Consider the following 14,673-nt stretch of genomic DNA (forward strand, 5'->3'; position numbering starts at 1 on the left):
CGGGCCGTGCGTCGCGTCCGGAGGGGCCGTTCCCGGCCGGCCGGCCGCTACCGTGACGCCATGAGGCGAGCACTGTTCGTGCGGGTCAACCGGGTCGTCAACGTCGTCGTCAGGCGTCTCGGGCTGCGCCGCTTCCGAGGTGGTGACCTGCTCCTGCTGACGACGACCGGGCGACGGAGCGGGCAGCGCCGCACGACGCCGCTCCTGCACCTCGCCCGGGACGGGGGATGGCTGGTCGTGGCCTCCAACGGCGGCGCCGACTGGGAGCCGGGCTGGTGGCTCAACCTCCGCGCCGGGGCCCCGGGCACGGTGGAGGTCGACGGCCGAGCGGTGCCGGTGCGCGGCGAGGAGGTCACCGGGCCCGAGCGTGAGCAGCTCTGGGGCGAGCTCACCGAGAGGGTCTTCGACTTCGACTCCTATCAGGCGAAGGTGAGCCGACGGATCGCCGTCGTCAGGCTGACACCCACCTCCGGCTGACCGGGGTCGCAACCTAGACTGCCCGGATGCAGCACCCCCCGACCGCTCGGCGCGACCCCGTCGCCCGCGAGCACCACGGCGACCGTGTCGACGACCCCTACGCGTGGATGGCCGACCGTGACTCGGACGAGCTGCGCGAGCTGCTCGTGGCCGAGAACGCTCATGCCACCGAGCGCACCGAGCACCTGCGTCCGCTCGCCGAACAGGTCTTCGAGGAGTTCCGCTCGCGCATCGAGGAGACCGACCTGTCGGTGCCCGTGCGTCACGACCGCTGGTGGTACTACTCCCGCACGGTCGAGGGCGAGCAGTACGCCGTCGAGGCGCGCGTGCTCGTCGCCGACCACCCGCAGCGGCCGACGCTCGACGCCGGTCGCCCGCCCGTCGGCGAGCAGGTGCTCCTCGACCAGAACGAGGAGGGCCGGGACCACGAGTTCTTCGCGGTCGGCGTGAGCGAGGTGTCGCCGTCCGGCGACCTGCTCGCGTATGCCGTCGACGTCGTCGGCGACGAACGCTACGACGTGCGCGTGCGCCGGATCGAGGACGGAGTCGTCCTCGACGACGTCGTGCGCCGCACCGGCGGGTCGTTCGCCTGGTCACTCGACGCGGGGCACTTCTTCTACACGCGCGTCGACGACGCCTGGCGGCCGCACCAGGTGTGGCGCCACGAGGTGGGCACATCCGCCGAGGCCGACGTGCTCGTGCACGAGGAGGCCGACGAGCGATTCTTCGTCGGGGTCGGCACCTCGCGCGACGACCGGCTGGTCATCATCGCCATCGGGTCCAAGACGACGAGCGAGTTCCGCCTCCTCGAGGCCGACGCACCGATGGGCACGCCTCGGGTCGTGGCCGAGCGCCGCCAGGGCGTCGAGTACGACATCGAGCCCTTCGGCGACCAGCTGCTCGTCACGCACAACGCCAACCGCGTGAACTTCGAGCTGGCCACGGCCCCCGTGACGAGCACCACGGTGGACGACTGGGTGCCGCTGGGCGTCACGACGGAGGACGAGTACGTCACGGGCGCAGAGGGATTCGACGACTTCATCGCGGTCTCGCTGCGTCGGGAGGGCGGCACCGGAGTGCGCGTCGTGCTGCGCGACCCGACCGCCCCCAACGGTCTGGGGGAGTCGCACGACATCGCGGTCGGGGAGCCCATCGGCACGCTCCACGTCGGCGTGAACCCCGAGGCGGACACACCCACGCTCCAGGTCGTCCACGAGTCCCTCGTCACGCCCCGGACCGTGGAGGACTACGACGTCCGTGCCCGCACCTTCACGCTGCTCAAGCAGCAGCACGTACGAGGCGACGTCGACCTGGCGCAGTACCGCCAGCGACGCGAGTGGGCCACGGCGCCCGACGGGACCCGCGTGCCGATCTCCGTCGTGCACCGCCACGACGTCACGGCCGACGGCACGGCTCCCGGGCTGCTCAACGCGTACGGCGCCTACGGCATCTCGAGCGACCCGTGGTTCTCCGTCCTGCGACTCTCGCTCCTCGACCGCGGATGGGTCTTCGCCATCGCACACGTGCGCGGTGGGTCCGAGATGGGGCGGTCGTGGTACGACGACGGCAAGCTCGAGGCGAAGCCCAACACGTTCACCGACTTGGTCGCGTGTGCGGACCACCTCGTCGAGAGCGGCATCGTCGCGCCGGATCGTCTTGCGGCAGAGGGCGGCTCGGCGGGGGGCCTGCTCATGGGGGCCGTCGTCAACCTCGCTCCTGAGCGCTTCCGCTTCGTCCACGCGCAGGTGCCGTTCGTCGACGCACTGACGACGGTGCTCGACCCGAGCCTGCCGCTCACGGTCGTCGAGTGGGAGGAGTGGGGCAACCCGCTCGAGGACCCGACGGCATACGCGCTCATGAAGTCCTACAGCCCCTACGACAACGTCCGGCCGACGCGCCACCCGAGCCTGCTCGTCACGGCGGGCCTCGACGACACCCGCGTCTACGTCACCGAGCCGGCCAAGTGGGTCGCGGCGCTGCGGCACGCCGACCTCGACGTGGACGACCCCTCGCAGATCCTCTTCCGCACCGAGATGGCCGCGGGCCACGGTGGCCGGTCCGGGCGCTACGACCTGTGGCGGGAGTGGGCCTGGGAGACGGCCGTGCTCATCGACCAGACGTCGTGAGCCGGCCGTCCCCGGGCCCCACCGCGCTGCCGGGTCAGGAGCCGTAGATCGCGGTCACCCACTCCGGGTGGTCGATGAACGGGTTCCGGTTGTGCTGCCAGGTGTCGAAGATGACCTGGTTGCGGCGCTTCTCGAACGCGTCGGGCGGGTCCTGCAGGTTCCACTGCTTGAGCACCGAGAGCTTGCCGATGTAGGGCGCGGTGCCGTTGCCGACGAGGTTGTTCGGCTCGAGGTCGGCGAAGCCGTCGCCGCCGTCCCAGCGGACCGCCATGTAGAAGATCATCCGGGCGACGTCGCCCTTGACGGCGTTGCGCGGCTCGAAGGAGTCGGCATCGCTGAGGCAGCCGGTGCACTGGGACACCGCCGACCCGCCGAGGTCGAAGTCGAGGTTGCCGCGGGTGGAGTTGACGGTGATGTCCTCCGGCCGCAGGTGGTGCACGTCGGTGCCCGGGCCGTTGACCGTGCCGAAGTCGCCGTGGCTCTTGGCCCAGACGTGCTCGCGGTTCCACTGGTCGACGCCGCCACCGTTGTCGGACTTGGCGATCGAGCGCCCCGAGTAGATCTCGACGACGTTGTTGGTGTTGCTCGGGTCCTGGTCGGTGTCCTTCAGGGCGGTCCAGACCTGGTCGTAGGTCAGGGTCGTGACGCCGCTGGAGATGATGCGGTGCAGCTCGGTGTGCAGCGCCGAGCCGGTCTTGCCGATGGCCGACGCGTAGTACGTCGAGTCGTAGGGGCTCGTCGTGCCGGTGGGGCTCGGGCTCGAGGTCGTGCTCGTGGGGCTGGTCGTCGTGGTCGTCGTCGACGTGCCGCTGAACGCGAAGGCGCTCGTCGAGGTCATGCCCGGGTGCGAGAAGTACGCCGCCAGCGCACCGGTCACGTCGAGCTGGCGCCCCATGAGGGAGGGGTTGCTCTGCAGACCCCACGAGGACCGGAACGCGGACGGGATCTGGACGTAGAGCATCCGGCTCGTGGACGTCTCCGACGCGGAGTCGGCGATGGCGAGCGCGTAGTCGTTGGGGAAGTTCGAGCGCACGACGGTGCTCGTCGCGGTCGGCTGTCCCACGACGTAGCCGCGGACGGTCGCGCTCTGACCGGTCTGCGACCCGATGGCCTGCGACACCGTGAGCGGGGTGGCCGCGGCCAGAGCGGGCGCTGCGGCCACGCGGGGGAGTGGCAGGGTCGTCGCCGGCGAGCCCGCAGCGCTGGTGAGCGCGAGACTCGGCGGGACGAGGGCGATGGCGAGGCCGGTGACGACGGCAGCGATGCGACGCCGGGGGATGACGACGGGCACGGGTTCTCCTGTCGGGCGGGGGAGCCGGGTGGATGACGCAACCCACGGCCCGGGTCGGGCGGTGGCCCCACGAGCGTGTCGGAACGGCCGTGAACGCCGGGTCAGTCGTTGGTCTGACCTTCGTCAGGGCCGGTCCAAGATTCGGCAGGCGCGAGGACCGACGCCGCGCCCCTCGCTCCGCACGGTGAGACCGTGGTCCGGGCCCCGGGCCGCGCCTTCTAGACTGGTGACCCATGATGTCCTCCCTCGACCTGCGCGGGCGCACGCTCGACGTGCGCTTCCTGCGCAAGGCCCTGCCACGAGCCGAGTTCGACGTCACGGCAGCCCTCGAGCAGGTGCGGCCGATCTGTGAGGACGTCGAGCATCGCGGGGCCGTGGCGCTGCGCGACCTCGGCGAGCGGTTCGACGGCGTGCGGCCGACCCACCTGCGCGTGCCGCGGGCCGTGCTGCAGTCCGCCCTCGACCGGCTCGACCCCGACCTGCGCGCCGCGCTCGAGGAGTCCATCCGTCGCGCCCGCATCGTCCACGCCGACCAGCGCCGCACCGACACGACGACCGAGGTCGTCCCCGGCGGCACCGTCACCGAGCGGTGGGTGCCCGTCGACCGCGTCGGTCTCTACGTGCCCGGTGGACTCGCCGTCTACCCGAGCAGCGTCATCATGAACGTCGTCCCGGCCCAGCTCGCCGAGGTCGGTTCGCTGGCCGTCGCGTCACCGCCGCAGCGCGAGAACGTCGGCGAGTTCGCCGGCTACCCGAACCCGACGATCCTCGCGGCGTGCGCGCTCCTCGGCGTCGACGAGGTGTATGCCGTCGGCGGCGCCCAGGCGGTCGCGATGTTCGCGCACGGCTTCGTCGACGACGACCCCCAGTGGGGCGAGGTCGACGGCGAGCCGGTCGTGTGCGACCCCGTCTCGCTCGTCACCGGCCCCGGCAACATCTGGGTCGTCGCCGCCAAGCGCCTGCTCAAGGGCCTGATCGGCATCGACGCGGAGGCCGGTCCCACCGAGATCGCGATCCTCGCCGACGACTCGGCCGACGCGGACCACGTGGCCGCCGACCTCGTGAGCCAGGCCGAGCACGACCCGCTCGCGGCCTCGGTGCTCGTCACCGACAGCGAGGAGCTCGCCGAGGAGACCCGGCGCGCCCTGGCCCGTCGGGTGCCCGCCACGAAGCACGCGGAGCGCGTCACCGAGGCGCTCGAGGGCACGCAGTCGCGGATCGTCCTCGTCGACGACGTCGTCGCCGGTCTCGCCGTCGTCAACGCGTATGCCGCCGAGCACCTCGAGATCCAGACCCGCGACGCCGCGGGCGTCGCCGCCCGCGTGCGCAACGCCGGTGCCGTCTTCGTCGGTCCGCACAGCCCGGTGAGCCTCGGCGACTACGCCGCCGGCTCCAACCACGTCCTGCCCACCGCCGGCTGCGCGTGCCACTCGAGCGGCTTGTCGGTGCAGTCCTTCCTGCGCGGCATCCACGTCGTCGACTACGACGAGCCCGCCCTGCGCGATGTCGCCCGCCACGTCGTCACGCTCGCCCAGGCCGAGGACCTCCCGGCCCACGGCGAAGCCGTGACGGCGCGGTTCGGCGACGAGGTGCCCCGGTGACCGACCGGCCGAGCGCCGCCGACGAGGTCCAGCGTCTGCTCCGGCCCGACCTGCGCGGTCGCACGCCGTACGGCGCTCCGCAGCTCGACGTGCCGGTCCGGCTCAACACCAACGAGAACTCCTACCCAGTTCCCCAGGTCGTCGTCGACGCGGTCGTCGCGGCGCTCGCCGACGACGTCGCCTCGCTCAACCGTTACCCCGACCGCGAGTTCACCGACCTGCGCAAGGCGCTGACGGCATACCTCGAGAAGCAGTCGGGGGTGTCGGTGACGCCCGAGCAGGTGTGGGCCGGCAACGGCTCCAACGAGGTGCTGTCGCACATCGTGCAGGCCTTCGGCGGTCACGGCCGGGTCGCGCTCGGCTTCACGCCGAGCTACTCGATGCACCCCATCATCAGCGAGACGCACGGCACCACATGGGTCGACGGGCTCCGCTCTGCCGCAACCGATCCCGATGCCTTCGACCTGACCGCAGAGTCGGCTGCGCAGCAGGCCCGGGCGCACGACCCGTCGATCGTGTTCCTCTGCTCGCCCAACAACCCGACCGGCACGGCGCTGCCGTTCGAGGTCATCGGTGCCGTGCTCGAGGCGGCCCCGAACGCTGTCGTCGTCGTCGACGAGGCCTACGCCGAGTTCGCCCGGCCGGGCACGCGGTCGGCACTGACGCTGCTCGCCGAGCACCCCAGGCTCGTCGTGACGCGCACCATGAGCAAGGCGTTCGCCTTCGCCGGCGGTCGCCTCGGCTACCTCGTGGCGGCCCCAGAGCTCGTCGACGCGCTGCGCCTCGTGCGGCTGCCCTACCACCTGAGCAGCCCGACGCAGACGATCGCCCGCATCGCCCTCGAGCACGCCGACGTCATGCTCGGCACGGTCGAGGTCATCAAGCACCAGCGCGACCGGATCGTCGACCGTCTCGCCGCGCTCGGTGCGCGCCCCGTCGCCAGCGACAGCAACTTCGTCCTCTTCGGCGGCCTCCGAGACGAGAAGGCCACGTGGGAGGCCCTGCTCGACGAGGGCGTCCTCGTCCGCGACATGGGGATCGCCCACCACCTGCGCGTCACGGCCGGCGACCCCCACGAGACGACCGCGTTCCTCGAGGCCATGACGCGCCTCGCCCCCGCCCACGTCCTCCCCAGCAGCGCCGACCGGCAGGAGCCACCCGCATGAGCCCCACCAGCCGCACCGCGAAGATCAGCCGTGCGACGTCCGAGTCGTCCGTCGAGCTCTGGCTCGACCTCGACGGCACCGGCACGTCCGACATCTCGACCGGCGTCCCGTTCTACGACCACATGCTCCACTCGCTGAGCAAGCACTCGCTCATCGACCTCACGGTCAAGGCCACGGGAGACGTCGACGTCGACGTGCACCACACGGTCGAGGACACGGCGATCGTCCTCGGCCAGGCCCTGCGCGAGGCGCTCGGCGACAAGGCCGGCATCTCCCGCTTCGGTGACGCCACGGTCCCGCTCGACGAGGCCCTGTGCCACGCCGTCGTCGACGTCGCCGGTCGTCCGTACGTCGTGCACGAGGGCGAGCCGGAGGGCCAGCAGTACGCCCTCATCGGTGGCCACTTCACCGGCTCGATGACACGGCACGTCCTCGAGTCCTTCGCCTACAACGCCGGACTGTGCCTGCACGTGCGCGTCCTCGCGGGCCGCGACCCCCACCACATCGTCGAGGCGCAGTTCAAGGCCGTGGCGCGCGCGCTCCGGGCGGCCATCGCACCCGACCCCCGCGTCGTCGGGATCCCGAGCGCCAAGGGAGCGCTCTGACGATGGTGGCTCGTCGATGAGCGCCGGCGTCGTCGTCCTCGACTACGGCAGCGGCAACGTCCGGTCGGCCGTGCGTGCCCTGGAGCGCGTCGGTGCCACGGTCACCCTGACGTCCGACCCCGTCCGCGCCCTCGAGGCGGACGGACTTTTCGTGCCCGGTGTCGGCAACTTCCACGCCTGCATCGCGGGACTCGCGGCCGCGCACGGACCCCGCATCATCGGTCGACGGATCAGCGGGGGCCGGGCGGTCCTCGGCGTCTGCGTCGGCATGCAGGCGCTCTTCGACGGCTCGACCGAGCCGTCCGACCACCCGCTCGAGGGGCTCGCGGAGTGGCCCGGCACGGTCGAACGCCTCCCGGCCGACGTCGTGCCGCACATGGGCTGGTCCGAGGTCGAGGCCGCCGAGGGCTCGCGGCTCTTCGCCGGCGTCGAGCACGAGCGCTTCTACTTCGTCCATTCGTACGCCGTGCAGCAGTGGACGCTGGAGGCCACCGGCGCCTTCGCCCGCGTCGCACCCGCGGTCACGTGGGCGAGCCACGGTGCGAAGTTCGTCGCCGCGGTCGAGAATGGGCCCCTGAGCGCGACCCAGTTCCACCCCGAGAAGTCCGGCGACGCCGGGCTGCACCTGCTCGAGAACTGGGTCCGCAACCTGTGACCGTGCCGACGTCCGCCGACTGACCGGCGGGCGGTGGCGTCGACGAGGAGTGGATCGTGGCGACGAGGAAGACGGCGAGCAGCTCCGGCAGTGCGAGCAGGAAGCGCACGTCAAGGGCGACCAAGAGCGCGACGAAGAGCACGACCAGGCGGACCGCGTCGTCGACGCGGCGGTCCTCGTCCGGTGCGCTCTACCCGCGGCGCCGGAGCAGCCACCCCGGACTGCCGACGACGCTGGGCGCGGCACTCGGGACGCTCGTCGTGACGACCCTGCTCGACCTGTCCTGGCCGGTGCGCATCGTCCTCGTCGTCGTGGTCGTCGTCGCCGGGCTGGGATACGTCCTGTGGCGTCACCGGGCCGAGCTCGCCGCCGGGGGAGGTGTCGACGCCACGCCAGACGGCCCGTCCGCTCCGGACGTGGCTCCCGCGCCGGGCGCGGGCGAGCCGCCGGCTCCCACCGCCCCGCCTGCCACGCCGGCGTCGTAGGCCCGTTCAGACCGGGACGTCGCCGCCGCGATGCTGGTCGACGCCCCAGAGCCGTGCGACGTGAGAGGCGTCGGTGCCACAGCACCCTCCGACGACCGTGACACCCGGGAGCCGTCCGACCACCCGGTCGTGTCCCGCCGAGATCGTGTCGAGGTCGCCCGCGTCCAGGTCGTCGGCGTCGTCGAGCTCCGCGTGGCTGCGCGTCGACGCGTTGTAGCGCAGCCCGAGCAGCCTGCTGCGCCAAGCGCTCCCGTCGTCGTCGGCGTCCAGCCCCGCGAGCACGTGCTCCGGGTGGGCGCAGTTGACGAGGTAGTAGTCCGGGGCCTCTCGGTCGTCGACCTCGGAGATCGTCTCGGCCAGCGTCGTCCCGTCGGGGAGCCGCCCGTCCACCTCCACCGTGAACGAGATCGCCACGGGCAGCCCGTGCTCCCGGCAGGACTGCGCGATCCCGATCGCCTCGCCGGCTGTGGTGAGGGTGTACGCCGTGACGACGTCCACGCCCGCCTCGGCGAACGCCGCCACCTGGGCTTGGTGGTAGTCCGCGGCCTCGGCCGGGTTCGGCGCGCCGGCACTGCGGTAGCCGTCGCCCCGAGGGCCGACCACCCCCACGACGACGACGTCCTGCAGCCCGAGCTCGACGGCATACCGGCGACGCAGTGAACGGAGCAGGTCGACGGCGTCCGCGTTGGCACGGTCCAGGTCGGCCCTCGTGTGGCCGAGCCGCGCGCCCCAGTCCGGGTTGGCACGCCACGTCGGTGACTCGAGGAGCAGGCCTGCCCCGGCCCGGGCAGCGATGGAGGCGTAGGCGTCGTAGTAGCCCGTGAGCAGCTCGCGGCCGGCCGCGTCGCCGAGCAACGGGTAGGCGGCGAACTCGTCGAGCTCGACCCCGTGGTTGAAGATCAGGTCGGTCTCGAGGCCACCGTCCGTCACCATCGGCCGACCGGCCAGCTGTGGCAGGTGATCCATGGCGGCTCCCGTGCGTCGCGAGGTTCGGGTCCCCCCGGTCTACCAGACGCCACCAGCCGGCAGGCGCGGAACGTGGGGAAGGCGACCGCGCCGTGGTGGGCGCGTGATCCACGGACCGACACGTCGGGAGCGGCGCCGCGGGCACACGGCATACTCGGTGGTCGCACGTCCGGCGTCCCGAGACCCGGGCGCACCTGACACCGACCACGACACACCGACCACGACCGCGACGGTCGTGACCAGACCCGAGGAGCCGACCCCGATGACCGGCCAGCACCACGCCGCCCAGCCCCACCTCGAGCTGCTGCCCGCCGTCGACGTCGCCGGCGGCCGTGCCGTCCAGCTGGTCCAGGGCGTCGCCGGCACCGGCGGCGAGTTCGGCGACCCGTGGGAGGCCGCGCTGCGCTGGCAGGAGCAGGGGGCGGAGTGGATCCACCTCGTCGACCTCGACGCGGCCTTCGGTCGTGGCAGCAACCGCGACCTCATCGCCTCGATCGTCGGTCGGCTCGACCTGCAGGTCGAGCTCTCCGGCGGCATCCGCGACACGGAGTCGCTCGACGCGGCGCTCGCCACGGGCTGCCGCCGCGTCAACATCGGCACCGCCGCGCTCGAGGACCCCGAGTGGACGGCGTCGATCATCGCCGCGCACGGCGACCGCGTCGCCATCGGCCTCGACGTCCGGGGCACGACGCTCGCGGCACGGGGATGGACCCGCGAGGGCGGTGACCTCTGGGAGACGCTCTCACGCCTAGACGCCGAGGGTTGTGCGCGCTACGTCGTCACCGACGTCAACAAGGACGGCATGCTCCAGGGCCCCAACGTCGAGCTGCTCCGCGACGTGTGTGCCCGCACCGACCGTCCGGTCGTCGCCAGCGGCGGCGTCTCGACCCTCGAGGACATCGCGGCGGTCCGCGAGCTCGTCGGCGACGGGGTCGAGGCGGCCATCGTCGGCTCGGCCCTCTACCGCGGCGCCTTCACGCTGCCCGAGGCGCTCGACGTCGCCGGCCGCCCGGGCGCATGAGCTCACCGACGCCGGCCTCGGGCCACCACGACGAGCTGGGCCGTCCCGCCGACTCCGCCGGCCAGGCGTGGGAGGGCAAGTCGATCCCCTCCCACGGCTTCGCCGGCGACACGGGAGCGGCCGACGCGGCCCTCGTCGCGGCGTTGGCCGCGGCGCACGGCACGCCGGGTGACGACGCGGAGACGGCCCTGATGGAGCACGTGGCTCAGGCCCGCTGGCTCGTCCCCGTGGTCGCCGTGGCGACAGAGGTCGACGAGTCCGGGCCGCACGCCGTCGACACCCGCAGCGACATGGCCGCGGTCACCCTGACGTCCCCCGACGGGTCGCGGGCGCTGCCGATGTTCACCTCCCTCGAGAGCCTCGCCGCGTGGGACCCCGGCGCCCGGCCGGTGCCGGTCCGCGCCGCCGCCGCGGCGCAGGCCGCGATCAGCGAGGAGTGCCACGTGCTCCTCGTCGACGTCGCCTCGCCCCACGCGACGGTCCTGCGTCCGAGCATGCTGTGGGCGCTCGCCCAGGAGCGCGCGTGGGGACCCAGCCACCGCGATGCCCACGTCGCGGCGGCCGTGCGAGCGGCGGTCGAGACCGAGCCGCAGGTCGTGGACCACCGCCTCGAGGCGGGGGAGCCCGCGGGCGCCGGCGTGCTGCGGGTCGTGCTCTCCCTGGAGCCCGGCCTCGGCGCCGAGCTCGTCGGGGCCGTCGCGACACGGATCGGGGAGCGGATCGCGACCGACGGCGAGACCCGTGCGAGGATCGATGCTCTGACCTTCGCGCTCGAACCGGCGCGCTGAGCACATCACCCGTGGAGGTGCCGGACGTGGACACCACACCCCAGACGACTCGGGAGCGTGACCCCGAGGTGCCTCCGGCGACGACCGGCGCCGGGACGACAGCCGACGTCCCGACCGGACCCGGGCGCCCCGGTGGACGGTCGGGCGCAGACGCCGGCCGAGGGGCGGGCCCCTCGAGCGGTCCTCTCGGCTTCATCGTCGACCCGGCCCTCGATGCGCAGCGCCGGCGCGACCTGCGGAAGATGCGGCTCGTCGCCACCGGCCTGCTCGTCTTCGCGGCGATCGTCTACGTCCTCACGCGGGGGCACGACGACGGCCTGCTCGGCTTCGTCAACGCCGGCGCCGAGGCCTCGATGGTCGGTGCCTGCGCCGACTGGTTCGCCGTCACGGCCATCTTCCGGCACCCGCTCGGGCTCCCGATCCCGCACACCGCCCTCATCCCTCGCAAGAAGGAGATGATCGGTCGCAGCCTCGAGGAGTTCGTCAGCGAGAACTTCATGCGCGAGGACATCATCCGCGAGCGGGTGCTCGACGCCGAGCCCACCCGGCGGGCGGCCGAGTGGGCTCTGACTCCCGGTCACGCGAAGCGCCTCGTCGACGAGGTCGCCACGGTCACGGTCCACGCGCTGCACCGGATCCCCGACGAGGACGTCCGCGCCGTCATCGAGCAGGCCCTGCTCCCGCGCCTCGCGCAGGAGCCGATCAGCTCGCTGGCCGGGGGACTGCTCGACCAGGTGGTGCGCGACGAGGCGCACGTCGGCCTCGTCGACCTCGCCCTCGACGAGGTGCGCATCTGGCTCGTCGACAACGAGGACGTCTTCGAGTCGCTCATCACGCAGCGCGCCCCGGCGTGGGTGCCCGACGCGATCAACGACATCGTGGCCCGCAAGGTCCACGTCGAGGCGCTCAAGTGGCTGGCCGACATCCGCAACGACCCGCGGCACGACGTGCGCCTCGCGCTCGACAAGCTGCTCATCGACCTCGCCGACGACCTCCAGCACGACCCCGTGACGCAGGCCAAGGCGGAGCGCCTCAAGGAGCGCGTGCTGTCACACCCGCAGGTGGCGGACACGGCGATGTCGCTGTGGGCCTCGTTCCGTGCCGTCGTCGTCGCCGCCCTCGAGGACGAGGGCGGGCCGGTGCGGGCCCGCGCCGTCACGGAGGTGACGGCTCTCGCCGAGCGGCTCCTCGCCGACGCCGCGCTGCGCGAGCGCATCGACACGCGCATCTGCGACGCGACGATCTACGCGATCGACCGCTACGGCACCGAGCTGACGAGGATCATCAGCGACACCGTCGACCGGTGGGACGGCAAGGAGACGGCCGAGCGGGTCGAGCTCCAGGTGGGCCGCGACCTGCAGTTCATCCGGATCAACGGCACCCTCGTCGGTGGGCTCATCGGCATGCTCATCCATGCCGTCTCGATCGTGCTGCCCTCCTGACACCCACGCGGCACGTCGACCCGGACGCCCTCAGACCCCGGTGTCGAGCCGTTCGGTCACCTGGCGCAGCGTGCGGTGCAGGTCGACCAGCTCCTGTCGCGAGAGGCCGCTTCGGAGCGCGATCTGGTGCGGCAGGTCGCCGAGCGCCGCGAGGCGGTCGCGCCCTCCGTCCGTCGCCGACACGAGGACCCGGCGCTCGTCCTCGGGGTCGCGGACCCGCTCCACGAGGCCGGCCGACTCCATCCGCTTGAGGAGCGGGGAGAGCGTGCCCGAGTCGAGTCGCAGGTGCTCGCCCAGCCGGCTCACCGTGAGCGGCCCGTGCTCGGCGACGGCCATGAGGGCGATGTACTGCGGGTAGGAGAGTCCGTGCTCCGACAGCAGCTCGCGGTAGACGGCGTCGAACGCCCGCACCGTCGTGTGCATGGCGTAGCAGATCTGCTGCTCGAGGCTCAGCGTGCTCGCGGCGGCGGAGGTCGGATTGGACGGGCTCATGACCCAAGCGTACTATCAAATTGCGCACAATCTAATTGTTGGCAACACAAGGAGCCTCGATGAGCACCACCACCCAGACCGCCCAGTACGTCGCCTCGGCCACCGCCTCCGGGCGTGAGGGTCGCGCCGTCACGTCCGACGGTCGACTCGACGTCACGCTCGCCGCACCCCGCGAGCTCGGCGGAAGTGGGGAGGGCACGAACCCCGAGCAGCTCTTCGCCGCCGGGTATGCCGCGTGCTTCGCGAGCGCTCTCGGGCTCGTCGCGCGCAAGCGCCGCGTCGAGGACTTCGACGTCGCCGTCACGGCCGACGTCAGCCTCTCGGGGTCGTCGGGCACCGGCTTCGGCCTCGGGGTCGTGCTCCACGTCGAGCTGCCCGAGGGCCTCGACCCCCAGCTGGGCCGTGAGCTCGTCGACACGGCGCACCAGGTGTGCCCCTACTCCAACGCGACGCGCGGCAACATCCCCGTCGAGATCGTCGTCGACTGACGTCATCCGGCCACGGCCGCTTCGCACCCGCAATTCCAGAACCGCTGTCCCAGAAGGAGACCCGATGACCACCCCCCGTGAGGTCCAGCTCGTCAGCCGCCCGGTCGGCTGGCCCACCCCTGACGACTTCGCCCTCGTCGAGAGCGCGCCCGTCGACCTCGCCGACGGCCAGGTCCGCGTCCGCAACGAGGTCATGTCGGTCGACCCCTACATGCGCGGTCGCATGAGCGACGCCAAGTCCTACGCCGAGCCGTACGCGCTGGGTGAGGCCATGCACGGCGGCGCGGTCGGTGTCGTCACCGAGTCGCGCGCCGACGGCGTCACCGTCGGCGACCACGTGCTCCACGGTCTCGGCTGGCGCGAGGAGGCCGTCGTCGACGGCTCCGCCGTCCGTGTCGTCGACACGTCGGTGGCCCCGGCGTCCGCCTACCTCGGCGTGCTCGGCATGACCGGCCTCACGGCATACGCCGGCCTGACCCGTGTCGCGCAGATCAAGGAGGGGGACGTCGTCTTCGTGTCCGGCGCCGCCGGGGCCGTCGGCAGCGTCGTCGGGCAGGTCGCCAAGGCGCTGGGCGCCAGCCGGGTCATCGGTAGCGCCGGCTCGCAGGAGAAGGTCGACCACCTGCTGGGCGACCTCGGCTTCGACGCCGCGTTCAACTACAAGGACGGACGGGTCTCCGACCTGCTCCGCGAGGCTGCGCCCGACGGCATCGACGTCTACTTCGACAACGTCGGCGGCGACCACCTCGAGGCCGCCATCGGTTCGCTGCGGCTCGGCGGCCGCATCGCGATCTGCGGCGCGATCTCGGTCTACAACAACACCGAGGCGGCCCCGGGCCCGCGCAACCTCGCGCGCCTCATCCAGACCCGCGGCACCATCACGGGCTTCCTCGTCGGCGACCACTGGGACCTCGCGGGCGAGTACGCCCAGCGCGCGGCCGGCTGGATCGCGGACGGCACGCTGACCTCGCGCGAGACGTTCGGCGACGGGATCGACCACGCGGTCGACGCCTTCCTCGGCGTCCTGCGCGGGGAGAACGTCGGCAAGATGGTCGTCCGCCTCTGACGGC

General features: G+C 72.5%; 15 protein-coding genes. 12 read left to right on the top strand and 3 right to left on the bottom strand.

Annotated features, from left to right (window positions below; genetic code table 11):
* Positions 1 to 60 precede the first annotated feature (60 nt).
* The gene (locus ASH01_RS12895) at positions 61 to 477 is read left to right on the top strand and encodes a nitroreductase/quinone reductase family protein (protein ID WP_056777665.1); all 417 of its coding nucleotides are present in this window, start codon (positions 61 to 63) and stop codon (positions 475 to 477) included.
* Between the two features lie 26 nt (positions 478 to 503).
* The gene (locus ASH01_RS12900; protein WP_056776284.1) at positions 504 to 2,603 is read left to right on the top strand and encodes a S9 family peptidase; all 2,100 of its coding nucleotides are present in this window, start codon (positions 504 to 506) and stop codon (positions 2,601 to 2,603) included.
* A gap of 34 nt (positions 2,604 to 2,637) precedes the next feature.
* Here ASH01_RS12900 and ASH01_RS12905 read toward each other — a convergent pair whose 3' ends face one another.
* Positions 2,638 to 3,894 (bottom strand): endonuclease, encoded by a 1,257-nt coding sequence (locus ASH01_RS12905; protein WP_056776287.1) that lies wholly within the window; start codon positions 3,892 to 3,894, stop codon positions 2,638 to 2,640.
* A 233-nt stretch (positions 3,895 to 4,127) separates the two neighbouring features.
* On the opposite strand from ASH01_RS12905, the gene hisD reads away from it, so the two are divergent.
* From hisD to ASH01_RS12930, 5 genes are read left to right on the top strand one after another with little or no spacing between them, the layout of a single operon-like run.
* Positions 4,128 to 5,495, top strand: a complete 1,368-nt coding sequence (gene hisD, locus ASH01_RS12910) for a histidinol dehydrogenase (RefSeq protein WP_056776288.1) — start codon at positions 4,128 to 4,130, stop codon at positions 5,493 to 5,495.
* Positions 5,492 to 6,661 carry a histidinol-phosphate transaminase gene (locus ASH01_RS12915; RefSeq protein ID WP_056776291.1) on the top strand — a complete coding sequence of 390 codons (1,170 nt, stop codon included), beginning with the start codon at positions 5,492 to 5,494 and terminating at the stop codon, positions 6,659 to 6,661. The genes hisD and ASH01_RS12915 overlap by 4 nt, the downstream gene beginning before the upstream one ends.
* Positions 6,658 to 7,266: an imidazoleglycerol-phosphate dehydratase HisB gene (hisB, locus tag ASH01_RS12920; protein ID WP_056776294.1), complete on the top strand. Its 609-nt coding sequence runs from the start codon at positions 6,658 to 6,660 to the stop codon at positions 7,264 to 7,266. Before ASH01_RS12915 ends, hisB begins: the two co-directional genes overlap by 4 nt.
* Positions 7,267 to 7,282: 16 nt before the next feature.
* Positions 7,283 to 7,921, top strand: a complete 639-nt coding sequence (hisH, locus tag ASH01_RS12925; RefSeq protein WP_056776297.1) for an imidazole glycerol phosphate synthase subunit HisH — start codon at positions 7,283 to 7,285, stop codon at positions 7,919 to 7,921.
* A 56-nt stretch (positions 7,922 to 7,977) separates the two neighbouring features.
* Positions 7,978 to 8,406, top strand: a complete 429-nt coding sequence (locus tag ASH01_RS12930; protein WP_056776300.1) for a hypothetical protein — start codon at positions 7,978 to 7,980, stop codon at positions 8,404 to 8,406.
* 6 nt (positions 8,407 to 8,412) lie between these two features.
* Here the strand turns inward: ASH01_RS12930 and ASH01_RS12935 are convergent, their stop codons facing one another.
* Positions 8,413 to 9,372 carry a homocysteine S-methyltransferase family protein gene (locus ASH01_RS12935; RefSeq protein ID WP_235508788.1) on the bottom strand — a complete coding sequence of 320 codons (960 nt, stop codon included), beginning with the start codon at positions 9,370 to 9,372 and terminating at the stop codon, positions 8,413 to 8,415.
* Between the two features lie 262 nt (positions 9,373 to 9,634).
* Here ASH01_RS12935 and priA point away from each other — a divergent pair, with 262 nt between their 5' ends.
* The 3 genes from priA to ASH01_RS12950 are packed head-to-tail and all read left to right on the top strand — an operon-like array spanning position 9,635 to position 12,623.
* Positions 9,635 to 10,393 carry a bifunctional 1-(5-phosphoribosyl)-5-((5-phosphoribosylamino)methylideneamino)imidazole-4-carboxamide isomerase/phosphoribosylanthranilate isomerase PriA gene (gene priA, locus ASH01_RS12940; RefSeq protein WP_056777669.1) on the top strand — a complete coding sequence of 253 codons (759 nt, stop codon included), beginning with the start codon at positions 9,635 to 9,637 and terminating at the stop codon, positions 10,391 to 10,393.
* On the top strand, positions 10,390 to 11,181 hold the full coding sequence (locus ASH01_RS12945) for an SseB family protein (RefSeq protein WP_056776310.1): 792 nt from the start codon (positions 10,390 to 10,392) through the stop codon (positions 11,179 to 11,181). Before priA ends, ASH01_RS12945 begins: the two co-directional genes overlap by 4 nt.
* Before the next feature lie 26 nt (positions 11,182 to 11,207).
* Positions 11,208 to 12,623 carry a DUF445 domain-containing protein gene (locus ASH01_RS12950; RefSeq protein WP_082619892.1) on the top strand — a complete coding sequence of 472 codons (1,416 nt, stop codon included), beginning with the start codon at positions 11,208 to 11,210 and terminating at the stop codon, positions 12,621 to 12,623.
* 30 nt (positions 12,624 to 12,653) lie between these two features.
* Here the strand turns inward: ASH01_RS12950 and ASH01_RS12955 are convergent, their stop codons facing one another.
* Complete coding sequence (locus ASH01_RS12955) at positions 12,654 to 13,115, bottom strand: MarR family winged helix-turn-helix transcriptional regulator (RefSeq protein WP_056776314.1); 462 nt, start codon at positions 13,113 to 13,115, stop codon at positions 12,654 to 12,656.
* A 59-nt stretch (positions 13,116 to 13,174) separates the two neighbouring features.
* On the opposite strand from ASH01_RS12955, the gene ASH01_RS12960 reads away from it, so the two are divergent.
* Positions 13,175 to 13,603 (top strand): organic hydroperoxide resistance protein, encoded by a 429-nt coding sequence (locus ASH01_RS12960; RefSeq protein WP_056776317.1) that lies wholly within the window; start codon positions 13,175 to 13,177, stop codon positions 13,601 to 13,603.
* Positions 13,604 to 13,667: 64 nt separating this feature from the next.
* The gene (locus ASH01_RS12965) at positions 13,668 to 14,669 is read left to right on the top strand and encodes an NADP-dependent oxidoreductase (RefSeq protein WP_056776321.1); all 1,002 of its coding nucleotides are present in this window, start codon (positions 13,668 to 13,670) and stop codon (positions 14,667 to 14,669) included.
* The last annotated feature ends 4 nt before the right edge of the window (positions 14,670 to 14,673 follow it).

Source organism: Terrabacter sp. Soil811, from assembly GCF_001429655.1.
In the GTDB taxonomy this organism is placed as follows: Bacteria; Actinomycetota; Actinomycetes; order Actinomycetales; family Dermatophilaceae; genus Terrabacter.

Excerpts from the sequence above, each read along its gene's own strand:
- ASH01_RS12895 (WP_056777665.1), top strand. The coding sequence starts at position 61 with ATGAGGCGAGCACTGTTCGTGCGGGTCAACCGGGTCGTCAACGTCGTC.
- ASH01_RS12900 (WP_056776284.1), top strand. The coding sequence starts at position 504 with ATGCAGCACCCCCCGACCGCTCGGCGCGACCCCGTCGCCCGCGAGCAC.
- hisD (WP_056776288.1), top strand. The coding sequence starts at position 4,128 with ATGATGTCCTCCCTCGACCTGCGCGGGCGCACGCTCGACGTGCGCTTC.
- hisB (WP_056776294.1), top strand. The coding sequence starts at position 6,658 with ATGAGCCCCACCAGCCGCACCGCGAAGATCAGCCGTGCGACGTCCGAG.
- hisH (WP_056776297.1), top strand. The coding sequence starts at position 7,283 with ATGAGCGCCGGCGTCGTCGTCCTCGACTACGGCAGCGGCAACGTCCGG.
- ASH01_RS12935 (WP_235508788.1), bottom strand. The coding sequence starts at position 9,372 with ATGGATCACCTGCCACAGCTGGCCGGTCGGCCGATGGTGACGGACGGT.
- priA (WP_056777669.1), top strand. The coding sequence starts at position 9,635 with ATGACCGGCCAGCACCACGCCGCCCAGCCCCACCTCGAGCTGCTGCCC.
- ASH01_RS12945 (WP_056776310.1), top strand. The coding sequence starts at position 10,390 with ATGAGCTCACCGACGCCGGCCTCGGGCCACCACGACGAGCTGGGCCGT.
- ASH01_RS12955 (WP_056776314.1), bottom strand. The coding sequence starts at position 13,115 with ATGAGCCCGTCCAATCCGACCTCCGCCGCCGCGAGCACGCTGAGCCTC.
- ASH01_RS12960 (WP_056776317.1), top strand. The coding sequence starts at position 13,175 with ATGAGCACCACCACCCAGACCGCCCAGTACGTCGCCTCGGCCACCGCC.
- ASH01_RS12965 (WP_056776321.1), top strand. The coding sequence starts at position 13,668 with ATGACCACCCCCCGTGAGGTCCAGCTCGTCAGCCGCCCGGTCGGCTGG.